Origin of the sequence: Leifsonia shinshuensis, from assembly GCF_031456835.1 — a bacterium.
In the GTDB taxonomy this organism is placed as follows: domain Bacteria; phylum Actinomycetota; class Actinomycetes; order Actinomycetales; family Microbacteriaceae; genus Leifsonia; species Leifsonia shinshuensis_C.
This window is the reverse complement of record NZ_JAVDVK010000001.1, coordinates 93,361-114,236: the sequence shown is the minus strand read 5'-3', so window position 1 is coordinate 114,236 and position 20,876 is coordinate 93,361. Positions and strand designations below refer to the sequence as shown.

Below are 20,876 nucleotides of genomic sequence, written 5' to 3'. Positions count from 1 at the left end.
TGCCCGACGCAGGCACCGATCGTCGGAGAACGGGTCCGGAATCTCCGACACAGGGCTCTGCGGAGGGAGATCCGCGCCGGAAGCGGCTGGATCTCCGACGGACGGTCACGGATCTCCGACGATCGGTCACCAGTGCCCGACGCAGGCACTCAGCGCGACGCCGACGACGATCGTCGGAAAACGGGTCCGGAATCTCCGACGCAAGGCTCTGAGCCGGAAGATCCGCGCCGGAAGCGGCTGCATCTCCGACGGACGGTCGCGGATCTCCGACGGAAGCAGCCCCGCGCCGGCCCAGCCGGCGCCCGCGCCGGCTACGCGGGCGTCGGCGCGGGCGCGCCGCCCTCGGCGGGCGCCTGCAGCGCGCGGATCAGCGACTGGGCGTCGTAGGGGCCGACGTGGCGGCGTCCGTTGATGAAGAACGTGGGGACGGCCGTGATGTCCATCGCCTCCGCGTCCAGCATGTCGTCGCGGACGCGGGCGGCGACCTCCGGCGAGCTGAGGTCCGCCTCGAAGCGGTCCAGGTCGAGACCCAGCTCCTCCGCTCGGCGCAGGATGTCGGACGGCAGCTGGTGCTCCTGGTCGGCGAAGAGGGCGCGTTCGAACTCGAAGAACATCCCCTGCTTCGCCGCCGCCTCCGACGCCTCCGCCGCGGCGAGCGCGTTCGGGTGGAACCGGGTCAGCGGGGCGTGCCTCCAGACGTAGCGCAGCCGGTCGCCCAGTTCCCGCTGCACCTCGAACACCGAGCCCGTCGCCTTCAGGCAGAAACCGCACTGGAAGTCGCCGTACTCGACGATCTCGTAGGGCGCGTCCGGCGAGCCGAAGACGTGGTCGCGGGCCGGGTCGACCGGGCGGACGAGCGTCAAGCCGGCCTCGTCCTTCGGACGGTGGGCGTCGGAGATGCGGAAGACGACCGTGGCCACACCGAACGCGACCAGCGTGGCGGCCAGAACGCCGACGCGCGCCGCGTTCTGCGCGGCCTCGTCGGGGATGGCGAGGTCGACGATGAACAGCGAGATGGTGAAGCCGATGCCGCACAGCGCCGCTCCCCCGGCGAGCCGGTCGAGCGTGAGGCCCGGGCCGAACTCGCCGATCCGCAGTACGCGCAGCAGCGCCGCCGACCCGAACACGCCGATGAACTTGCCGACGACCAGCCCCACGAGCACGCCCCACGCGATCGGAGAGACGAGGGCGCCCATCAGGATGTCGCCGCTCAGCCGGACGCCGGCGTTCGCCAGCGCGAAGAGCGGGAGCACCACGTAGGCGACGTACGGTCCCCAGGCGGACTGCAGGCGCTCGTTGATCGAGATCGACTCGCGCAGGCTGTTGGCGGCGGCGCGGGCGTACTCCGTGTTGGGGGACTGCCGGAACGTGCGGGCGAGGTCGAGCGCGTGCTCCACATCCCGCCGGTTCGGCCGGTACACGGGCACGAGCAGTGCGATGGCGACGCCGGCGAGGGTGGGATGCACGCCGGAGGCCAGGAACGCTAGCCAGACGATGATCGCGAGCGTCGCGTACACCGGTCCGCGACCGCCCCGCAGGTAGCGCGTGAAGTAGACGCCCACGAGCCCGACGGCCGCGACGATGAGCGGGATCGGGTTGAAATGCTCGGTGTAGACGAGCGCGATGATGCTGAGTGCGCCGATGTCGTCGACCACGGCCAGCGCGAGCAGGAACACGCGGAGGCGACCGGTCGCGTGCGGCCCGACCAGGGCCAGCGCCCCGACCAGGAACGCCGTGTCGGTCGAGATGACGACGCCCCAGGCGTGCTGCATGCCCGTCCCGGCCGTGAACAGCACGAAGATCACGGCGGGGACGGCCAGGCCGAAGACGGCGGCGACGACGGGTACGACGGCGCGCGACCAGCTGGTCAGCTCGCCGATCGCGAACTCGCGCCGCACCTCCAGCCCCACGGTGAAGAAGAAGATCGCCATGAGGGCGTCGTTGACGAGCGAGTGGAGGGTGAAGTCGAGGGTGAGATCGCCCACGCCGACGGTGAGGTGCGTCTCCCAGAAGTCCTCGTAGCCGGCGAAGGAGATGTTCGCCCAGACGATCGCGACGAGCGTCGCGGCGACGAGCAGCAGCGCGCCGAGGCGGCTGCGGCCCATCATGCGGAACCGCTCGGCGATGGTCGGCCGGCGGTCACGGGACTCGCCCGGCGACTCCGGGTCGGGCGAACGCTGGATGACGGTGAGCGGGATGGTCACGGGAGCGACTCTAGCGAGTGCCGCGCCCGTGGTCACGCCCGCCCGGCGCCTGACCGGCGCCCGACCGGCGCCCCGCCGGTGCCCGACAGGCGGCCGCCGGTGCCCGCCGTCGCCAGCGGCGCGCTCAGGGCGTGAGGACCACCTTGATGCAGCCGTCCTCCTTGTCGCGGAAGATGTCGTACATCCGCGCCGCCTCCTCCAGCGGCACCCGGTGCGTGACCAGGTCCTCGGTCCCGAGCGGGTCGGACGAGTCCTCCACGAGCGGGAGCAGCTCGTCCCGCCAGGCGTGGACGTTGCACTGCCCCATCCGCAGCGTCACCTGCTTGTCGAACAGGTTCATGAACGGCACCGGATCGGCGACGCCGGCGTACACGCCGCTCAGGGAGACCGTCCCGCCGCGGCGGACGGCGTCGAAGGCGAGCGTCATGGCCGCCATCCGGTCCACCCCGACCGTCGTCATCAGCTTCTGCGCCACCGGGTCCGGCAGCAGTCCGACCGCGGACTGCACCGCCGCCGTCCCCGGGTTGCCGTGCGCCTCCATGCCGACGGCGTCCACGATGCCGTCCGGGCCACGCCCGTCGGTGGCCTCGCGGAACCAGTCGGCGACGTCGTCACTGAGGTCGAAGGTGTCCACCCCGTGGCGCTCGGCCATCGCACGGCGCTCCGGCACGGGGTCGACGGCGACGACGCGGTGGCCGAGGTGCACGCCGATCCGGCTGACGAACTGGCCGACAGGCCCGAGGCCGATCACGCCGAGGACGCCGTGCTCCGGAAGCTGCGCGTACTGCACGCCCTGCCACGCCGTCGGGAGGATGTCGCTGAGGAACAGGTAGCGGTCGTCGGGCAGCTCCGACCCGACGCGGTAGGCGTTGAAGTCCGCGAGCGGAACGCGGAGCCGCTCCGCCTGGCCGCCGGGGACCGAGCCGTACAGCTCGGTGTAGCCGTACAGGGTGGCGCCGGTGCCGTGGTCGTAGTTCTGCGTGGTCTCGCACTGCGTCGTCAGGCCGCGGCGGCACATGAAGCAGGTGCCGCAGGCGATGACGAACGGGATGACGACCCGGTCGCCGACGCGGACGTTCCGGACCTCCGGGCCGACCTCCTCCACGATCCCCATCGGTTCGTGACCGAGCACGTCCCCCTTCGCGAGGAACGGCCCCAGCACGTCGTAGAGGTGGAGGTCGCTGCCGCAGATGGCGCTGGACGTGATGCGCACGATCGCGTCGGTCGGCTCCTGGATGACGGGGTCGGGGACGTCCACGACGGCGACCTTCTTGGTTGCTTGCCAGGTGAGTGCTCTCATGCTGCGTTCATACGCCCCACCACGGCGGACTGCTACGGGTTGCGCGCGCGGGCTCCGGCGAGGACGGCCGCCAGCTCGCCGAGGGTGAAGTCCCAGCCCTGCCGATACGACTCCGCCGGTGCGTCGTCCTCCCACGGCCCGGTGTGCCGCACGGTCACCAGGGTGCCGCGCCCGGCCGCGCTGAGCGTGATGTCCACCGCCTCGTCGACGCTCGAGCCGTCGGCGTCGATCCAGCGCCAGCCGAAGGCGAGGCGCTGCGGCGGCTCGACCACGAGGTAGCGACCCTCCACGGCGATCTCCGCACCCGGCGCTTCGATCCGGTAGCGGCCGCCGACGCGCACGTCCGCCTCGATCGTCACGTCGCTCCAGTGCCGCCACCACCAGGTCCGGAGGCCCTCGGCGGAGGCGATGGCCGCCCAGACCCGCTCGGGCTCGGCATCCACCGTTCTCGTGACCTCGAGCGGGCGGGCGCCGATGAGGCGCCAGGCGCCGGCGCCCTCTGCGACCGCCTCGCCGCCGGTCAGCGACCGGTCGAGCGCCGCGAGGGCGTCGTCCCAGCCCCGGCCGGACGGCGCGACCCGCTCCTCCGACGCGAGCCGATGGCGCAGCGTCAGCTCGGCGCGCCCGGCGCCCGTGTCCCTCCACTCGGCGGAGAGGATGCTCTCGGGTTCCTCGCCTGCGACCCACGACACCTCGAGACCGTCGTCGTCGCAGCGCCGGATGCGCCCGGTCGCCGTGCCGTCACCGCCGAGGTCGACGCGGAACTCTGCGCCGGCGCCGGAGGGCGCGCCCTCCACCGACCCGAACCAGCGGGCCAGGCGCGGAAGAGAGGTGCAGGCGTCTCGCAGCTCGCCGGACGTCGCCCGGTACTCCCTCCGGAGCACCAGCTCGGGATGCCGGGGCGTGCCGATCAGCGCCCGGACCGTTCGCGGGTCCATCAGCGGGCCTCCGGCCGTCGTGCGCCGGGATTCCGCTGCGAGCGGTCCCTCACCAGCTCGGTCTCCAGCGCATCCAGCCGCTGCGACCACATCCGGGTGTACCGGTCGACCCAGCCGGTGAGGTCGTCGAGAGCTCCGGGAACCAGCCGGTAGATCCGCTGGGACCCCTGCCGTTCGGCCGTGACGACGTCGGCGTCGCGCAGCACGCGCAGCTGATTCGACACCGCGGGCTGCCCGATGCCGAACTCCCGCATGATCACCGCGCCGACGCGCCCGGCCGGAGCCTCCTCTTCGGCCAGCAGTTCCACCATCCGCCGCCGGACCGGGTCGGCGAGCACCGAGAACGAGTTCATGTGTGGATGATATCAGCGTTTGCTGATACTCGAAAGAGTCACGCGCCTTGCCCTGCCGCCAACCCCGTGGCACCGTTCATGGCGGGGCCGACGACAGCCGGGGAACGGAGAGAGCATGGCGAAGCAGAAGAAGCTCGAGAAGGCCGCGCAGAAGGCGTTCGAACGTGCCGAGGAGGCCGTCGCCGAGGCGCGCGAGGCGGCCGTGAAATTGGACGCCAAGAAGGCGAAGAAGGCCAAGAAGCACGCCAAAGAACTCGAGAAGGAGCTCGCGGAAGTCGTGGGCCGCAGCGAACGCTCGGCGAGCGCCGCGGAGGACGGCGGCGCCCCTCCGATCGACCTCACGCCGCCGCTCCCCACCGTCCGCGACGAGAGCGTCGAAAAGACCGTCGAGTACGCCGGATCGGTGACCACGAGCGCGCCCCACGACCCGGAGCTGGACCAGCTGACCGTTCAGGCGCTGCGCGATGTCGCGCGCACCCGAGGGCTGCTGAACGTCTCCAAGCTGACCAAGGGCCAGCTCATCGAACGTCTCAGCGAGTGACCCGCGCGGGTCGTCGCAGCACAGGGCTAGGTTGGCAGTCACGGAAGGAGAGCGCGTGAACGACGAGGCACCCGAGGTGACCGAGCAGGACCCGACGATCGTGGACACGGAGGCCGCGCCCGCCGCCGGAACCGAGGAGGTGGAGGCGCCGCCGGAGGAGATCACCTACGACGAGCAGCTGTACCCGGCCCGTCCCCGGCGCCTGCGCCCGCGCGCCAACCTGCGCGGCGGGAGCATCCGCCGCACGTTCTCCGACCCGCGGGCCGCCAACGGGCAGAACCCGGCCTACGTCGAGTGGCTGGTGCGCCAATCCATGCTCAAGGATGCGGACGTGCTCAGCCGGCAGCTCTCCGGCTCGCCCAGCATGTGGCGCAACCCCTACGCCCGGCCGGATGCGCGGCGCGCGGTGTCGACGTCGGACGTCTGGTTCACGGCGTACCCGATCTCGCTGATCACGCGGCCCGGCGAGTCCTTCCTCACCGCGCTCGCCGACCCGGAGCTCTGGACGGCGTTCGAGCGGATCGGCATCAACGGCGTCCACACCGGCCCGGTCAAGCGGGCCGGCGGCATCCGCGGCTGGCAGGAGACCCCCAGCGTCGACGGCCACTTCGACCGGATCGGCACCCAGATCGACCCGGCGTTCGGCGACGAGGAGACGTTCCGCCGGCTGACCGACGTCGCGGAGGAGCACGGCGGCAGCGTCATCGACGACATCGTGCCGGGTCACACCGGCAAGGGCGCGGACTTCCGCCTCGCCGAGATGGCGTACAAGGACTACCCCGGCATCTACCACATGGTCGAGATCCCGCCGGACGAGTGGCACCTGCTGCCCGACGTCCCCGACGGCCGCGACTCGGTGAACCTCGACGAGTCGACCGAGGCGGCGCTGGCCGAGCGCGGCTACATCATCGGCGAGCTGCAGCGGGTCATCTTCTTCGCGCCCGGCGTGAAGGAGACCAACTGGAGCGCGACCGCCCCCGTCATCGGCGTCGACGGCATCACGCGGCGCTGGGTGTACCTCCACTACTTCAAGGAGGGGCAGCCGTCGGTCAACTGGCTCGACCCGACGTTCTCGGGCATGCGGCTCGTCATCGGCGACGCCCTGCACTCGCTGGGCGACCTGGGGACGAGCGCCCTGCGACTGGACGCGAACGGCTTCCTGGGCGTCGAGAAGAGCGCCGAGGGGATGCCCGCCTGGTCGGAGGGCCACCCCCTCTCGCACGCGGCGAACCACATCATCGCCGGCATGGTGCGCAAGGTCGGCGGCTTCACCTTCCAGGAGCTCAACCTGACCGTCGAGGACATCCGCGACACCGGCGCCGTCGGCGCGGACCTGTCCTACGACTTCATCAACCGCCCCGCCTACCACCATGCGCTCGCGACCGGGGACACCGAGTTCCTGCGGCTGACGCTGCGCACCTCCCTCGAGCTGGGCGTCGAGCCGGTGAGCCTGGTGCACGGGATGCAGAACCACGACGAGCTCACCTACGAGCTGGTCCACTGGGCGACCCTGCACCAGAACGACGTCTACACGTTCCGCGGCGAGGAGATCACCGGCGGCGAGCTGGCCCAGCGCATCCGCGCCGACCTCACCGAGGCGATCACGGCGCCGACCGCGGACTACAACCTCGTGTTCACGACGAACGGAATCGCCTGCACGTCCGCATCCCTCATCGCCGCGACGCAGGGGCACGCGACGCTGGACTCGATCACGGAGGCCGACATCCCGGCCATCCGCGACGCGCACCTGCTGCTGGCCGCGTTCAACGCCTGGCAGCCCGGGGTGTTCGCGCTGTCCGGATGGGACCTGCTGGGGGCGCTGACCCTCCCCCGCGAGCAGGTCGCGGACCTGATCGCCGAGGGAGACACCCGCTGGGTGGAACGCGGGGCGCACGACCTCCTCGGCGTCGCGCCAGAGGCGGAGCGCTCGGCGTCCGGGATGCCGCGCGCCCGCGCCCTCTACGGCCCGCTGCCGGAGCAGCTGAAGCGGCGCACCTCGTTCGCGAGCGGCCTCCGGCAGCTGCTGCGCATCCGGAACCGCTGGGGCATCGCGTCGGCCCGCCAGGTGGACGTGCCCGACGTCGCCCACCCCGGGATGCTCGTCATGGTGCACGAGCTCGAGACGCTCGACGAGCAGGGCCTGCCGATCGTGCAGCTGACCGTGCTCAACATGACGGACACTGCGGTCGACGGCACGGTGCGCTCGGAGGCGCTGCCGCACCGCGCGACCGTGACGGACGCGGCGGACGGCAGCGAGGTGGGCACGGTGGACGACCTGGCCAGCTTCCCCGTGAGCGTGCCCGCCTACGGCGCCCGCTTCCTGGTGCTGCAGCGCCCGCCCGCCGCCGAGTCCTGACCCGCGCTCCCGCCCCACCGTCGAGTACACGAATAGTGCACGCTCCGGCGGCGTGTCGCGTGCACTATTCGTGTACTCGACGGCGGGGGCTGAGCGGGGCGGGGCGGGTTAGGCGAGGAGGTCGCGGACGCGGGGGACGACCTGCTCGCCGTAGAGGCGGATGGTCGTGAGGAGCGACTCGTCGGTCATCCCGGGGATGCCGTACTTGAGGTCGAAACGGTTGGCGCCGACGACCCGCAGGTTGGCGGCGATCTTCGCGGCGACGGTCTCCGGCGAGCCCACGTAGAGGCTGCCGTCGGGGCCGAGCTCGCGGCGGAACGACGCCTCGGTCGGGATGGCGAAGCCGCGGGTCGCGCTCACCTTGGCGATCATGTCGCGGTAGTGCGGCCAGAACTCCTCGCGCGCCTGCTCGTCGGTGGCGGCCACGTGCCCGGGCGAGTGCAGGCCGATCTGCTGCGGCTCCCGCCCGAACTGCTCCAGCGCCTTCTGGAACAGCTCGCTGTACGGCGCGAACCGCGCTGCGGGACCGCCGATGACGGCGAGCATGAGCGAGAAGCCGTAGTGCGCGGTGCGGATGACGGACTCCGGGCTCCCTCCGACGCCGATCCAGGTCGGGAGCGGCGACTCGAGGTGCGGCACCACATCCTGGTCGCGCAGACCGCTGCGGGTGGTGCCCTCCCAGGTGACCGGTCCGCCCTCGCGGAGGTGGGCGAACAGGTTCGTCTTCTCCTCGAACAGCTGCTCGTAGTCGGAGAGGTCGAAGCCGAACAGCGGGAACGAGTCGATGCTCGAGCCGCGGCCGAGGATGACCTCGGCCCGGCCGTCCGACACGGCGTTCAGGGTGGAGTAGCGCTGGAAGACGCGCACGGGGTCGTCGGAGCTCAGCACGGTGACGGCGGATCCCACGTGGATGCGCTCGGTGCGCGCGGCGACGGCGCTGAGCACGATGTCGGCCGCGGAGAGCGGCATGTCGTCGACGTGGTGCTCGCCGATGCCGAAGAAGTCGAGCCCCGCCTGCTCGGCGGTGACCCCGTGACCGACCAGGTCGCGAATGGTCTGGGCGTGCGAGACGGGCCGGCCGTCGGCGTCGCTGGTGACGTCGCCGAAGGTGTTCAGGCCGAAGGTGAGCGGGAAGCTCGGGGATGCGATGTTCATTTGTGTGCTTTCGGGTGTGGACGTGCTGGGTGCGTTGGGGGCGGGTGGGGTGCGATCGCCGCCGGTCAGGCGGCGATCTCGGCGGAGGCCGCGGCTGCCGCGGCGCTCTCGCCCGCGACGGCCGCGCGGAAGGCGTCCGCGTCGAGGCGTGCGCCGAAGACGGGACCGCCCGGCTCGAAGGCGACGCCGTCGCGCAGGCCCTCGACGAGGACGGTGTCGTAGCCCGCGTCCTCGATCACGGTCGCCACGAGCGCGGCCGCCTCCGGATCGTCGGAAGCCACGCCGAGGGCGCGGCGGTCCGGATCGCCCGGTAGCCGCCTGTCCTCCTCCATCTCGTGGTAGCCGATGTGGTTGAACGTCTTGACGACGGTGGAGTGCGGAAGCTCGCGCTGCACGATCTCGCTGCTGGTGAGGTCGGTGTCCTCGAACAGCGGCTGCACACCGTCGGTCGGCGCCCAGTAGTTCATCGAGTCGATGACGACCTTGCCCGCCAGCATCCCGCGGTCGAGACCGGCGAAGCGGTGCAGCGGGATGGCGAGGATCACGATGTCGGCGCCGGCCACGGCATCCACCGCCCACTCCGGGCGTGCGCCCGGCATGACGACCGAGGCGATGAGCCGGATGCGCTGAGGGTCGCCGGAGGCCGCGACGGCGACCTCGTAGCCGGCGTCGAGCAGGATGCGTGCGAGCGTCGAGCCGACGTGTCCGACGCCGAGGATCGCGACGCGGGGTCGCCCGGGGGCGGTGGTCATGGGCGGTTTCCTTCTGAAGTCTGCTGGTCGGCCGCGGTGCGGTCGAGGTGGGTGCGGATGCTGTCGAGCGCGCCGGCGAGGGCGTCGAGCTGATCGGGGCTGAGCGCGTCGGCGAAGAGCCGCTTCACGGTCCGCAGGTGCGGACCGCTGGCACGGCGGATCGCGTCGAGGCCGCCCTCGGTGAGGACGACCAACGCGCCGCGGTTGTCGCCGGGACACTCGGTCCGCCGGATGAGGCCGCGCTTCTCCATGCGCCCGAGGTGGTGCGAGACCCGGCTGCGCTCCCAGTCGATGGCGTCGGCCAGCTCGGACGACCGCAGGGTGCGGCCCTCCGCCTCGGTCAGGGCCAGCAGCACCGCGTAGTCGCCGGGTGAGAGGTCCACCTTCTGGAGCTCGGACGAGAGCAGGCGGCGCAGATCGCCGGTCGTGTCGAGCAGCGACCGCCACACGACCAGTTCGTGGTCGGTCAGTCGCTCGGCGTTCTCGGTGGGAGTCATGTGGTCCTCGTCCTGATTGGTGTCACTCGTTTAGCTGACACGTCAATCAACCGCTCCGCCCGCCGATTTGTTCCTGCGGGCGCGCGCGCCTTGTACCGTTGCTGCATGACCGAGCTGCCGGACGCCCTCCCCGCCGACTACGACCCCGCCACCGTCTTCCGGGTGGTCGCGATGCCGGTCTCGCAGGGCTGGGGGATCTGGCTGCGGGCGGCCGACGACAGCATCATCCACAGCTTCGGGCTCGGCTTCCCGCCCGGGACGCCGTTCCTCCCCGACGTGCTCGACATCCTCGGCCCGATCCTCAACCTCCAGTACGCGCTCGCCTTCCACGGCCCCGAGTCATGGGACGAGCTCGAGGGCCACTGGTCGGCCGTCGTCTACGAGTACACCCCGCGCTGACCGCCGCCCCCGCGCGCCGGTACGCCCCACGATTTGTGCCAATTCGCGGTTTTCGCCGCCGCATAACCACGATTTGGCACAAATCGTGAAGCCGCGCGCGCCGCGAAGGGGTCGGGCGGGGCGACATTCGGCACGAATGTGGGCCTTCGTGTGCTGAGAGGCCGCATTCGGCACGAATGTCGGCCCGGTCAGGCGTCGGTGTCCTGCCGGACGGGCTCGGGGTCGCGGCGGAGGGGCTGCAGCCGGGTGAGCTGCGTCACATGCTGGGGTCCGAGTTCGGCAAGCGAGGTGACCTGGAGCAGTTTCATGGTGCGGATGAGCTGGTCGGTGAGGATCTGGATGGTGCGGTCGACGCCCGCGCGGCCGCCGGCCATCAGGCCGTAGAGGTACGCGCGTCCGATCAACGTGAACTTCGCCCCCAACGCGTACGCGGCGATGATGTCGGCGCCGTTCATAATGCCCGTGTCGATCGCGACCTCGGTGTGATGCCCCACCTCACGCACCACCGAGGGGAGGAGATGGAAGGGGATGGGGGCACGGTCCAGCTGCCGGCCGCCGTGGTTGGAGAGCACGATCCCGTCCACCCCGTGATCCACCAGGGTGCGAGCGTCGTCGACGTTCTGCACGCCCTTGATGACCAGCTTCCCCGGCCACATCTCCCGGATGATCGCCAAGTCGTCGTAGTTGATCGACGGGTCCATGGCGGCGTTCAGCAGGTCGCCGACGGTGCCGCCGGTGGAGGACAGGGACGCGAACTCGAGTTTCGGAGTGGTCAGGAAGTCGTACCACCACCACGGCCTGGGGATCGCGTTCACGATGGTGCCGAGCGTCAGCTGCGGCGGAATGGAGAACCCGTTGCGCTTATCCCGCAACCGCGCCCCCGCGATCGGCGTATCGACCGTGAAGAACAGCGTGTCGAACCCCGCCTGCGCCGCCCGCTCCACCAGCCCGTAGGAGATCTCGCGTTGCCGCATCACATACAGCTGGAACCAGTTACGCCCGTTCGGGTTCGCCGCCTTCACCCCCTCGATCGACGTCGTGCCCAACGTGGACAAAGTGAAGGGGATGCCCGCCGCCCCGGCAGCACCGGCTCCGGCGGTCTCCCCCTCGGTCTGCATCAACCTCGTGAACCCGGTCGGCGCGATCCCGAACGGCAGCGCCGAGGGGCCACCCCAGATCTCGCAGGACGTGTCCACCGTCGACACGTCCCGCAGGATCGAGGGGTGGAACTCCACATCCTGGAACGCCTGCCGCGCCCTGGCCAACGACAGCTCCCCCTCGGCGGCACCCTCGGTGTAGTCGAACGCCGCACGAGGTGTGCGCCGGCGAGCGATCCGCGCCAGATCCTCGATCGTCAACGCCGACTCCAGCCGCCGCTTCTTCAGGTTCAGCTCCGGCTTCTTGAACTGCATCAACTCCAGCAACTCCACCGGACGAGGGAACTGGCGATCAACCATGGGCAAGGATCCTAACGGGGTCGTAGCGCGTGATCTGAGCGGTGCGGGCGACGAGCGCGCGGAGCGTCTCCAGGTCCCCGCCGAGCAGGCCGGCGGCACGCGCCTGGACGAGCACGTTTCCGATGGCGGTCGCCTCGACAGGTCCCGCGAGCACCGGCAGCCCACTGCGGTCGGCCGTCGCCTGGCACAGCAGCGCATTGCGGGCTCCCCCGCCCACGAGATGCACCACCTCGACCGCGACGCCCGTGAGCGCCGCCGCGCGGTGCACCGAGTCGGCGAAGGCGGCGGCGAGGCTCTCGACGATGACGCGGACCATCCCGGCCGGCGACGCCGGTGCGGCCAGCCCGCGCTCCGCGAACCACTCGGCGATGCGCGACGGGAGGTCTCCCGGAGCGAGGAAGCGCGGGTCGTCCGGGTCGAAGAGGTCCGACGGCCGGGGCAGCTCCGCCGCCTCGGCGAGCAGCGACTCGAGCGTCACTCGCAGCCCGCGGCGCTGCCACTCGCGCACCGACTCGCTGAGCAGCCACAGCCCCATGACGTTGTGGAGGTAGCGGATGCGCCCATCCACTCCGCCCTCGTTGGTGAAGTTCGCCGCGCGTCCCTCCTCCGACACGACGCGCCGCGGAAGCTCGACGCCGACCAGCCCCCACGTTCCGCAGGAGATGTAGGCGGCGCGGGAGGCGTCCATCGGCACGGCGACGACCGCCGACGCGGTGTCGTGCGAGCCGACCGCGGTGACCACCGGACCGTTGCCGCCGAACGGCAGGTCGCCGCGCAGGGACGGCAGGAGGCGCCCCACCGGCGTCCCGGCGTCCACGAGGGGCGGGAACACGGAGCGCGGAAGCGCGAGGCGCGCGATGAGGGCGTCGTTCCAGGCGCCGTCGGCCGTGAGCAGGCCGGTGGTGGATGCGTTGGTGCGCTCGGCCTGCACGGCCCCGGTCAACCAGAAGGTGAGGAGGTCGGGGACGAGCAGGAAGCGGTCCGCGCACTGCAACGAGCCGCCCGCGGCATCTACCGCCAGCTGGTAGAGCGAGTTGAACGGCAGGAACTGGAGTCCGCCCTCGCGATACAGCTCCCCCGGCTCGACGGAGGCATGCACCGTCGCGACGCCGTCGGCGGTCCGCTCGTCGCGGTAGTGGTACGGCTCGCCGAGCAGGCGCCCGTCGCGCAGCAGTCCGTAGTCGACCGCCCACGCGTCCACGCCGATGCTCGCGAGCGCCGGATCGGCCCGCGCGACCGAGGCCAGGCCGTCGAGCACGTTCGTATACAGCCCGGTGAGGTTCCAATGCAGCGCGGCCCGGTCGCCCTCCCACACCCGCACGGGCGTGTTCTGGAAGCGGGCCGCCTCCGTCAGCTCCAGGGTGTCGGGGGCCACACGCGCGTGGATGACCCGGCCGCTGGTGGCGCCGAGGTCGACGGCGGCGACCGAGCCCACCCCGGATGGCGCTGCCGTGCTCATCGGAGGAAGGCGGCCGCGACTCCCGCATCCACCGGGATGTGCAGGCCGGTCGTGTGGTCGAGGTCGCTGGTGCAGAGCACGAAGACCGCGTTGGCGACGTGCTCGGGCAGCACTTCGCGCTTGAGCAGGGTGCGCTGGGCGTAGTACTGGCCCAGCTCCTCCTCGGGCACGCCGTAGACCGCGGCGCGCTTGGCGCCCCAGCCGCCGGCGAAGATCCCGGAGCCGCGGACGACGCCGTCGGGGTTGATGCCGTTGACCCGGATGCCGTGCTCGCCGAGCTCGGCGGCGAGCAGCCGCACCTGGTGCGCCTGGTCGGCCTTGGTCGCCGAGTAGGCGATGTTGTTGGGTCCGGCGAAGATCGAGTTCTTGGACGAGATGTAGACGATGTCGCCGCCGAGCTTCTGGTCGATGAGCACGCGCGCGGCGGCGCGGGAGACTAGGAACGACCCCTTGGCCATGACGTTGTGCTGGAGGTCCCAGTCGGCGTTCGTGGTCTCCAGCAGCGGCTTGGAGATCGAGAGCCCGGCGTTGTTGACCACCAGGTCGAGACCGCCGAACGCGAGCAGCGCATCCCGGATGGACGCGTCGACCGCCTTCTCGTCGGTCACGTCCGCGACGACACCGATCGCGACATCCGCGTTGCCGATCTCGGCCGCCGCGGCCTGCGCCTTGGCCAGGTCGAGGTCGGCGATGACCACGCACGCGCCCTCGGCGGCGAGCCGGGTCGCGATGGCCTTCCCGATCCCGGATGCCGCCCCGGTGACCAGGGCGATGCGTCCGGCGAGCGGCTTGGGCTTCGGCATCCGCTGCAGCTTCGCCTCCTCCAGCGCCCAGTACTCGATGCGGAACTTCTCTGACTCGGGGATGGGCGCGTAGGTCGAGAGGGCCTCCGCCCCGCGCATGACGTTGATCGCGTTGACGTAGAACTCGCCCGCCACCCGGGCCGTCTGCTTGTCCTTGCCGTAGGAGAACATGCCCACACCGGGGATGAGGATGATCGCCGGGTCCGCGCCGCGGATCGCCGGCGACTCCGCGGTCGCGTGCCGGTCGTAGTAGGCCTGGTAGTCGGCCCGGTACTGCTCGTGCAGCTCCTCCAGCCGCGCCACCGACTCCTCGATGGATGCGTCGGCCGGCAGGTCGAGCACCAGCGGCTTCACCTTCGTGCGCAAGAAATGATCCGGGCACGAGGTGCCGAGCGCGGCGAGCCGCGGATGCTCGGCCGACGCCAGGAAGTCCAGCACCACGTCCGAGTCGGTGAAGTGGCCCACCTGCACCCGGTCGGTCGAGGCGATCGCGCGCAGGTGCGGAGCCAGCGCCGCCGCCTTCGCCCGCCGCTCGGCCTCCGGCAACGCTTCATACCCGGGCCGCACCGGACCGAACGGCTCGGGACGCCCGTGGGCGGCGATGTAGTCCGCGGCGGTCTGGATGATCCACAGCGAGTTCGCCTCCGCCTCCTCCGACGTGTCGCCCCACGCGGTGATGCCGTGCCCGCCGAGAATGGTGCCGATCGCCTCCGGGTTCGCCGCCTTGATCGCCGCGATGTCGAGCCCGAGCTGGAAACCGGGACGCCGCCACGGCACCCACACCACCCGGCCGCCGAAGACCTTCGCGGTCAGTTCTTCACCGTCGGCCGCGGTCGCGATCGCGATCCCGGCATCCGGGTGCAGGTGATCGACGTGCGCCGCATCCACCAGACCGTGCATCGCCGTGTCGATCGACGGCGCCGCACCGCCCTTCCCGTGCAGCGTGTAGTCGAACGCGGCGACCATCTCGTCCTCGCGCTCGACGCCCGGGTAGACGTTCTGCAGCGCGCGCAGCCGGTCCAGCCGCAGCACGGCCAGCCCGGCCTCCGTGAGCGTGCCGAGGTCTCCCCCGGAGCCCTTCACCCACAGCAGCTCGACCGGCTCACCCGTCACCGGGTCGGTCTCGGTGCCCTTGGCGGAGGTGTTGCCGCCGGCGTAGTTCGTATTCGCCGGGTCCGAACCGAGGCGATTCGAGCGGGCCAGCAGGGATGCGACGGTCTGGTTCTGCATGCTCACGCTCCCCATCCCGCCTGGGTGCCGCCGACGCGGTCGGCTTCGATCTGCTCCTGGTACCCGGACGCCTTGTACGCGGCCATCGGGTCCGCGGGCAGCCCGCGCGCCTCCCGCCACGCGGCCAGGTCGGCGCGCACGTCCGTGTTGAACGCGTCCATGAACACGGTGTTCGCGGCCAGGACATCGTTCGCGGCCTGCGCGGCCGCCAGCGCCTCGGTGTCGACCAGCAGCGCCTTGGCGGTGGCTTCCTGCACGTTCAGCACCGAGCGGATCTGCCCGGGGATCTTGGCCTCAAGGTTGTGGCACTGGTCGAGCATGAACGCGACCTCCGGGTTCGCGTACCCGCCGCCCTGGATCACCTCGAAGATGATCCGGAAGAGCTGGAACGGGTCCGCCGCGCCCACGATCAGGTCATCGTCGGCGTAGAACCGGCTGTTGAAGTCGAACGAGCCCAGCTTCCCCAGCCGCAGCAGCTGCATCACGATGAACTCGATGTTCGTCCCCGGCGCATGGTGCCCGGTGTCCAGGCACACCACCGCACGGTCGCCCAGCGCCTGCGTCTGCACGAAGCTGGTCCCCCAGTCCGGAACATCCGTGTGATAGAACGCCGGCTCGAAGAACTTGTACTCCAGCACCAGCCGCTGACCTTCGCCGATCCGCTCGTAGATCTTCTGCAGGCTGTCGGCCAGCCGATCCTGCCGGGCGCGCATCGAATCCTGACCCGGATAGTTCGTGCCATCCGCCAGCCAGATCTTCAGATCCCGCGACCCGGTCTCGTTCATCACATCGATGCACTCGAAGTGGTGATCGATCGCCTTCTGCCGAATCCGGTCGTCCGCGTGGGTGACCGACCCGAACTTGTAGTCGTCGTCCTGGAACGTGTTCGAGTTGACCGTCCCCAGCTCGACCCCGTTGTCCTCCGCATGCTTCTTCAGATCGGCGTACGAGTCCACCCGGTCCCACGGGATGTGCAACGCGACCGTCGGCGCCAGCCCGGTGTGCTTGTGCACCTGCGCCGCATCCGACACCTTCTCGAACGGGTCGCGCGCCGTGCCCGGCGTGCCGAACACCCGAAACCGCGTTCCCGAGTTGCCGAACGCCCAGCTCGGCAGCTCGATCGCCTGCAACGCCAGCTGATCCCGGATCTCGACGGGGAGGGTCATGGTACTTCGCTTTCTCTCTGCGGCTGCGGGATGCGCGGCCACGTGTCGGTTGCGGTCGTGCGCGGGGTCAGCGGATGATGTCGGCGGATGCCGTGCGGACGGTCGCCTGCGCGCTGGTGTGCCCGGCGCCGATGCTCCGGTCGTCCTCGCCGGGGAGGCGCAGCACGCCGTCCACGCCCTCCGGCAGGTCGGCCTCGACGGTCAGGGTGTCGCCGTCGAGCGTCCAGCGCACGCTCACCGGACCGCGCGGCGTGACGAGCGAGGTCTCCGCCTCGGTCAGGCCGCCGCCGGGCTGCGGCGCCACGAGCACGCGGGCGTAGCCGGGCTCCAGCGCCGAGAGTCCGCCGACGACGCGGTGCATCCAGTCGGCGACCGCTCCGAGGGCGTAGTGGTTGAAGCTGGTCATCTCGCCCGGGTTGATCGTGCCGTCCGGGAGCATGGAGTCCCAGCGCTCCCAGACCGTGGTGGCGCCCATCGTCACCGGGTAGAGCCACGACGGACACTCCTTCTCGAGGAGAAGCCGGTACGCGTCGTCCAGGTGGCCGGTCTGCGTGAGAGCGTCGGTGATGAACGGCGTGCCCGCGAAGCCGGTCGAGATGCGGTAGCCCGCCTCGGCGACGAGCTCGGAGAGCCGGTCGCCGGCGAACGCCTCGTCCGCCGCGCTCAGCAGGCCGAACACGATGGCGAGCGCGTACACGGTCGTGCAGTCGCTCTTCACGACGCCGTCGCGCACGTACTCGGCGTTGAACGCCTCGCGCAGCCGCGCCGCCAGGGCCTCGAACTCCGCCTGCTCCTCCGTGCGGCCGAGCAGCTTCGCGGTCTCGGCGACGATGGTCGCCGAGCGGAACGCGCAGGCCGTCGCGACGACGCCCGTGTCGGCCTTCGCGAGGGCCGGGTCCTCCGGCGGCGCGTCCGGGTCGAGCCAGTCGCCGAACTGGAAGCTGGTGTCCCAGACGCCCGCGGGCGAGAGCAGCGACTCCACCCGGCGGACGTGCGCGGTCATCGAGTCGAACTGGCGGCCGAGCACGGCGTCGTCGCCGTACGCCTGGTAGAGCGTCCACGGCACCCACACCGCGGCGTCGCTCCAGATCGCCGTCGAGTCGACCGGGCCGAAGTCGGTGGCCTGCTCGATCTTCTTCAGGATGTCCGGGATGACGAAGCCGACGATGCCGTCGTGGTGCTTCTGCTCCAGGTCGAGGTCAACGAGCCAGTCGGAGAGGAAGCCGTCGACGTCGTACAGGAACGCGGCCGTCGGCGCGAAGGCCGCGATGTCGCCGGTCCAGCCGAGTCGCTCGTCGCGCTGCGGGCAGTCGGTGGGCACGTCGACGAAGTTGCCGCGCATCCCCCACACCACGTTCTCGTGGAACTGGTTCAGCAGCGGGTCGGACGTGTGGAACTCGCCGATCCGGGTGAGCTCGGAGCCGATCGCGACCGCCGTGAGGTCGGCGGGGTCGAGCTCGCCCGGCCAGCCCTCGATCTCGGCGTAGCGGAAGCCGTGGAAGGTGAAGGTCGGCTCGAACTCGTCGACGCCGCCGCTCAGGATGTAGCGGTCGGTCGCCTGCGCGCTGCGCAGCGGCCGCGTGCCGAGCTCGCCGTGCTCCAGCACCTCCGCGTGGCGGATGGTCACCTCGGCGCCGGCCTCGCCCTGAACGCGGACCTTGATCCAGCCGACGAGGTTCTGCCCGAAGTCGACCAAGGTCCTACCCGACGGGGATGTGGTGACCTCCTGCACGGGGAGCGCCGCCCAGCGGGTCACGCGCGGACCGATGTACGGGGTGAGCGTCGCGGTGTCGAACTCGACCTCGCGCACGCCGGTCCAGCCGTCGCCGGCGAAGCCGGGGCGCTTCCACGCCTCGTCGCGCCGGCGGGCGTCGATCGTCTCGCCGTCGTAGAGGTCGTTGGCCAGCACCGCGCTGGGGCCGCTGGCCCAGCTGTCGTCCGTGACGACCAGCTGCGTCGCGCCGTCCTCGAACTCGACCTCGAGCTGGGCGAACGCGCCCAGGCTGTCGCCGTAGTACGAGCCGCCGCCCGCCCAGCCGAGGCGTCCGCCGAACCAGCCCTTGCCGAGGGCGAGCCCCAGCACCGTGGTGTCCTCGAGCAGTTCCGTCACGTCGTAGTCGGCGTACCGCAGCCGCCACTCGTAGGCGCTCCATCCCGGCGTGAGCAGGTCCTCCGACACCGGGCGGCCGTTGAGCCACGCCTCGACGATGCCGTGCGCGGTCAGGTGGAGGGTCGCGCGGGTCACCGCTCCGTGACCGGACTCGAGCGAGAACTCGCGTCGCAGCAGCGGCGCTCCGTCGAAGTCGGCTGCGGCGGCGATCATGCGGGCGTGCCAGTTCATTGCGTTGTCTCTCCGCTTTCGTGTCGGGGTGTTCTGTGTCGGGGGGTTCTGTGTCGGGGTGTTCTGTGTCGGTGGGTTCTGCGTCGTGCGTTCGTCGTCGTCCGCGGGCACTGCCGTCATCCCTTGACGGCCCCGCTGGTCATGCCGGCGATGATCTGCCGGTTGAAGAAGATGTAGGCCACGAGCGGCGGGATGGTGATGAGCAGGAAGTCCATGAAGAGCAGGTTGTAGAAGCTCAGGTTCTGCCCGGCGAAGCTGTACAGGGTGGTCTGCACCGTCGCGTTGTCGGCGCCCGGCAGGAAGTACAGCGGGTTCTGGAAGTCGTTGAAGACGAACACCGACTGCACCACGATCACCGTGACGATCACCGGCCGGAGCAGCGGCAGGATCACCTGGAAGAACATCCGCACCCGCCCCGCGCCGTCGAGCACCGCGGCCTCGTCGAGCTCCCGCGGCACCGTCCCGAAGAACGCCCGGAACATCAGGATCGAGAAGGACAGCCCGAAGGTCGTCTCGATGAGGATCATGCCCGGCAGGGTCTTGAACAGCCCCAGGCCCTGCAGCACCCAGATCGTCGGGACGACGGCCGGAGGGACGATGAGCCCGGCCAGCACGAAGAAGTTGACGACCGGGCCCCACTTGCTGCGCTTGCGGGCGAGCACGTAGCCGGCCATGGCCGCGATGATCACCATGAGGGCGACCGAGAAGACCGTCAGGAGGGCGGAATTGAAGAAGGCCCGCCAGATCAGGCCGTCGCCGCTCTCCAGCACCGCGATGAGGTTGGGGAAGAAGCTCCACTCCTTCGGCCAGGTGAAGGCGAGGCTGGACGCGTCGTCCGGCGTCTTCGACGCCTGGAGGAGCACGAAGGCGAGCGGGACGAGGAAGACGATGACGGAGACCGCGATCGCGATGACCCCGATCGTCCAGGACCGGATGCGCTGCCGCTTCACAGCTCCACCTGCTTTCTGTTCAGGAAGTACGACAGCGGCACCATGATGACCGTCACCACGAGGAACAGCACGACGTTGCCCGCGGTGGAGAGGCCGTAGAAGCCCGCCTGGTACTGCTTGTAGATCACCGAGGCGAGCACGTCGCTGGTGAAGCCGGGACCGCCGCCGGTGGTGGCCCAGATGATGTCGAAGGAACGCAGGCCGCCGATCAGCGACAGGATGATGACCGTCGCGGTGGCGCCGCGGCTGAGCGGGATCGTGATGTCGCGCAGGATGCGCCACCCGGTCGCGCCGTCCATCCTGGCCGCCTCGTAGTACTCGTTGGGGATCGCGACGATGCCCGCCATGAAGATGAGGGTGGCGATGCCGACGCCCTTCCAGATGTCGACGCCGGCGATCGTGTAGAGCGCGAGGTTCGGGTCGGTGAACCAGCCCGGCTGCGGCAGGCCGAAGAATCCGAGGACGCCGTTGACCATCCCGTGGAAGGGGTCGAGCAGGGCCTTCCAGAGGATGCCGACGCCGATCGTGGAGAGCAGCACCGGGAAGAAGACGATGGCCCGGAGGTACCCGCGGCCGACGACCGGCGAAGTCAGCAGCAGCGCGAGGAAGAAGCCGATGATGACCTTGGCTCCGGAGGTGAGGACCGCGTACACCAGCGTGTGGATGAAGCTCGTGTAGAGCTGCGGGTCCTGGAAGAACTGGACGTAGTTCGCGAAGCCGATGAACTGCGCGTCGAACAGCGACCAGCGGGTGAGCGAGAAGTAGAACGACGACAGGGACGGGATCGCGAAGAACACCGCGTAGAGCACGAGCGCCGGGATGAAGAACCAGGTCGGGTAGTGCGACCTGATGCCTTTGCGCTTGGTCGTGCGATCGCCGGGGTCCTTCACCTCGGTCAGGATTCCGGCCGCCTGTGTTGCGGTCGAAGGGGTAGCCGTCGACATGTCCGCTCCTCGTCGAGTGTTCTGTGGTGGC

Annotated in this window: 17 protein-coding genes; 3 read left to right on the top strand and 14 right to left on the bottom strand. The window is 70.6% G+C overall.

Features of this window, described 5'->3' with window-relative positions; translation table 11 throughout:
• Positions 1–311 precede the first annotated feature (311 nt).
• The 4 genes from nhaA to J2W45_RS00590 all read right to left on the bottom strand — a co-directional run bounded on the left by nhaA (position 312) and on the right by J2W45_RS00590 (position 4,795).
• The gene (gene nhaA, locus J2W45_RS00605) at positions 312–2,204 is read right to left on the bottom strand and encodes a Na+/H+ antiporter NhaA (protein WP_310128106.1); all 1,893 of its coding nucleotides are present in this window, start codon (positions 2,202–2,204) and stop codon (positions 312–314) included.
• A gap of 124 nt (positions 2,205–2,328) precedes the next feature.
• Positions 2,329–3,504 (bottom strand): alcohol dehydrogenase catalytic domain-containing protein, encoded by a 1,176-nt coding sequence (locus J2W45_RS00600; RefSeq protein WP_310128105.1) that lies wholly within the window; start codon positions 3,502–3,504, stop codon positions 2,329–2,331.
• Between the two features lie 32 nt (positions 3,505–3,536).
• The gene (locus J2W45_RS00595; protein WP_310128104.1) at positions 3,537–4,442 is read right to left on the bottom strand and encodes an SRPBCC family protein; all 906 of its coding nucleotides are present in this window, start codon (positions 4,440–4,442) and stop codon (positions 3,537–3,539) included.
• Positions 4,442–4,795 carry an ArsR/SmtB family transcription factor gene (locus tag J2W45_RS00590; RefSeq protein ID WP_310128103.1) on the bottom strand — a complete coding sequence of 118 codons (354 nt, stop codon included), beginning with the start codon at positions 4,793–4,795 and terminating at the stop codon, positions 4,442–4,444. The genes J2W45_RS00595 and J2W45_RS00590 overlap by 1 nt, the downstream gene beginning before the upstream one ends.
• Before the next feature lie 115 nt (positions 4,796–4,910).
• Here J2W45_RS00590 and J2W45_RS00585 point away from each other — a divergent pair, with 115 nt between their 5' ends.
• Both J2W45_RS00585 and treS read left to right on the top strand, forming a co-directional pair.
• On the top strand, positions 4,911–5,336 hold the full coding sequence (locus J2W45_RS00585) for a hypothetical protein (RefSeq protein WP_310128102.1): 426 nt from the start codon (positions 4,911–4,913) through the stop codon (positions 5,334–5,336).
• Between the two features lie 55 nt (positions 5,337–5,391).
• On the top strand, positions 5,392–7,692 hold the full coding sequence (treS, locus tag J2W45_RS00580; RefSeq protein ID WP_396427045.1) for a maltose alpha-D-glucosyltransferase: 2,301 nt from the start codon (positions 5,392–5,394) through the stop codon (positions 7,690–7,692).
• A gap of 108 nt (positions 7,693–7,800) precedes the next feature.
• Here treS and J2W45_RS00575 read toward each other — a convergent pair whose 3' ends face one another.
• The 3 genes from J2W45_RS00575 to J2W45_RS00565 all read right to left on the bottom strand — a co-directional run bounded on the left by J2W45_RS00575 (position 7,801) and on the right by J2W45_RS00565 (position 10,096).
• Positions 7,801–8,847 carry an LLM class flavin-dependent oxidoreductase gene (locus tag J2W45_RS00575; protein ID WP_310128100.1) on the bottom strand — a complete coding sequence of 349 codons (1,047 nt, stop codon included), beginning with the start codon at positions 8,845–8,847 and terminating at the stop codon, positions 7,801–7,803.
• Between the two features lie 65 nt (positions 8,848–8,912).
• The gene (locus tag J2W45_RS00570; RefSeq protein ID WP_310128099.1) at positions 8,913–9,599 is read right to left on the bottom strand and encodes an NADPH-dependent F420 reductase; all 687 of its coding nucleotides are present in this window, start codon (positions 9,597–9,599) and stop codon (positions 8,913–8,915) included.
• Complete coding sequence (locus tag J2W45_RS00565; protein ID WP_310128097.1) at positions 9,596–10,096, bottom strand: MarR family winged helix-turn-helix transcriptional regulator; 501 nt, start codon at positions 10,094–10,096, stop codon at positions 9,596–9,598. The genes J2W45_RS00570 and J2W45_RS00565 overlap by 4 nt, the downstream gene beginning before the upstream one ends.
• 105 nt (positions 10,097–10,201) lie before the next feature.
• On the opposite strand from J2W45_RS00565, the gene J2W45_RS00560 reads away from it, so the two are divergent.
• Positions 10,202–10,495: a hypothetical protein gene (locus tag J2W45_RS00560; protein WP_310128096.1), complete on the top strand. Its 294-nt coding sequence runs from the start codon at positions 10,202–10,204 to the stop codon at positions 10,493–10,495.
• Positions 10,496–10,683: 188 nt separating this feature from the next.
• Here J2W45_RS00560 and J2W45_RS00555 read toward each other — a convergent pair whose 3' ends face one another.
• The 7 genes from J2W45_RS00555 to J2W45_RS00525 all read right to left on the bottom strand — a co-directional run bounded on the left by J2W45_RS00555 (position 10,684) and on the right by J2W45_RS00525 (position 20,845).
• Complete coding sequence (locus J2W45_RS00555) at positions 10,684–11,952, bottom strand: alpha-hydroxy acid oxidase (RefSeq protein WP_310128095.1); 1,269 nt, start codon at positions 11,950–11,952, stop codon at positions 10,684–10,686.
• Positions 11,945–13,411: a rhamnulokinase gene (locus tag J2W45_RS00550; protein ID WP_310128094.1), complete on the bottom strand. Its 1,467-nt coding sequence runs from the start codon at positions 13,409–13,411 to the stop codon at positions 11,945–11,947. The genes J2W45_RS00555 and J2W45_RS00550 overlap by 8 nt, the downstream gene beginning before the upstream one ends.
• Positions 13,408–15,444 carry a bifunctional aldolase/short-chain dehydrogenase gene (locus tag J2W45_RS00545; protein ID WP_310134841.1) on the bottom strand — a complete coding sequence of 679 codons (2,037 nt, stop codon included), beginning with the start codon at positions 15,442–15,444 and terminating at the stop codon, positions 13,408–13,410. Before J2W45_RS00545 ends, J2W45_RS00550 begins: the two co-directional genes overlap by 4 nt.
• Before the next feature lie 2 nt (positions 15,445–15,446).
• Complete coding sequence (gene rhaI, locus J2W45_RS00540; RefSeq protein WP_310128093.1) at positions 15,447–16,610, bottom strand: L-rhamnose isomerase; 1,164 nt, start codon at positions 16,608–16,610, stop codon at positions 15,447–15,449.
• Positions 16,611–16,677: 67 nt separating this feature from the next.
• Positions 16,678–18,951: an alpha-L-rhamnosidase gene (locus J2W45_RS00535; RefSeq protein WP_310128092.1), complete on the bottom strand. Its 2,274-nt coding sequence runs from the start codon at positions 18,949–18,951 to the stop codon at positions 16,678–16,680.
• Positions 18,952–19,067: 116 nt separating this feature from the next.
• Positions 19,068–19,901, bottom strand: a complete 834-nt coding sequence (locus J2W45_RS00530; RefSeq protein ID WP_310128091.1) for a carbohydrate ABC transporter permease — start codon at positions 19,899–19,901, stop codon at positions 19,068–19,070.
• On the bottom strand, positions 19,898–20,845 hold the full coding sequence (locus tag J2W45_RS00525) for a carbohydrate ABC transporter permease (protein WP_310128090.1): 948 nt from the start codon (positions 20,843–20,845) through the stop codon (positions 19,898–19,900). The genes J2W45_RS00530 and J2W45_RS00525 overlap by 4 nt, the downstream gene beginning before the upstream one ends.
• Positions 20,846–20,876: the final 31 nt, after the last annotated feature.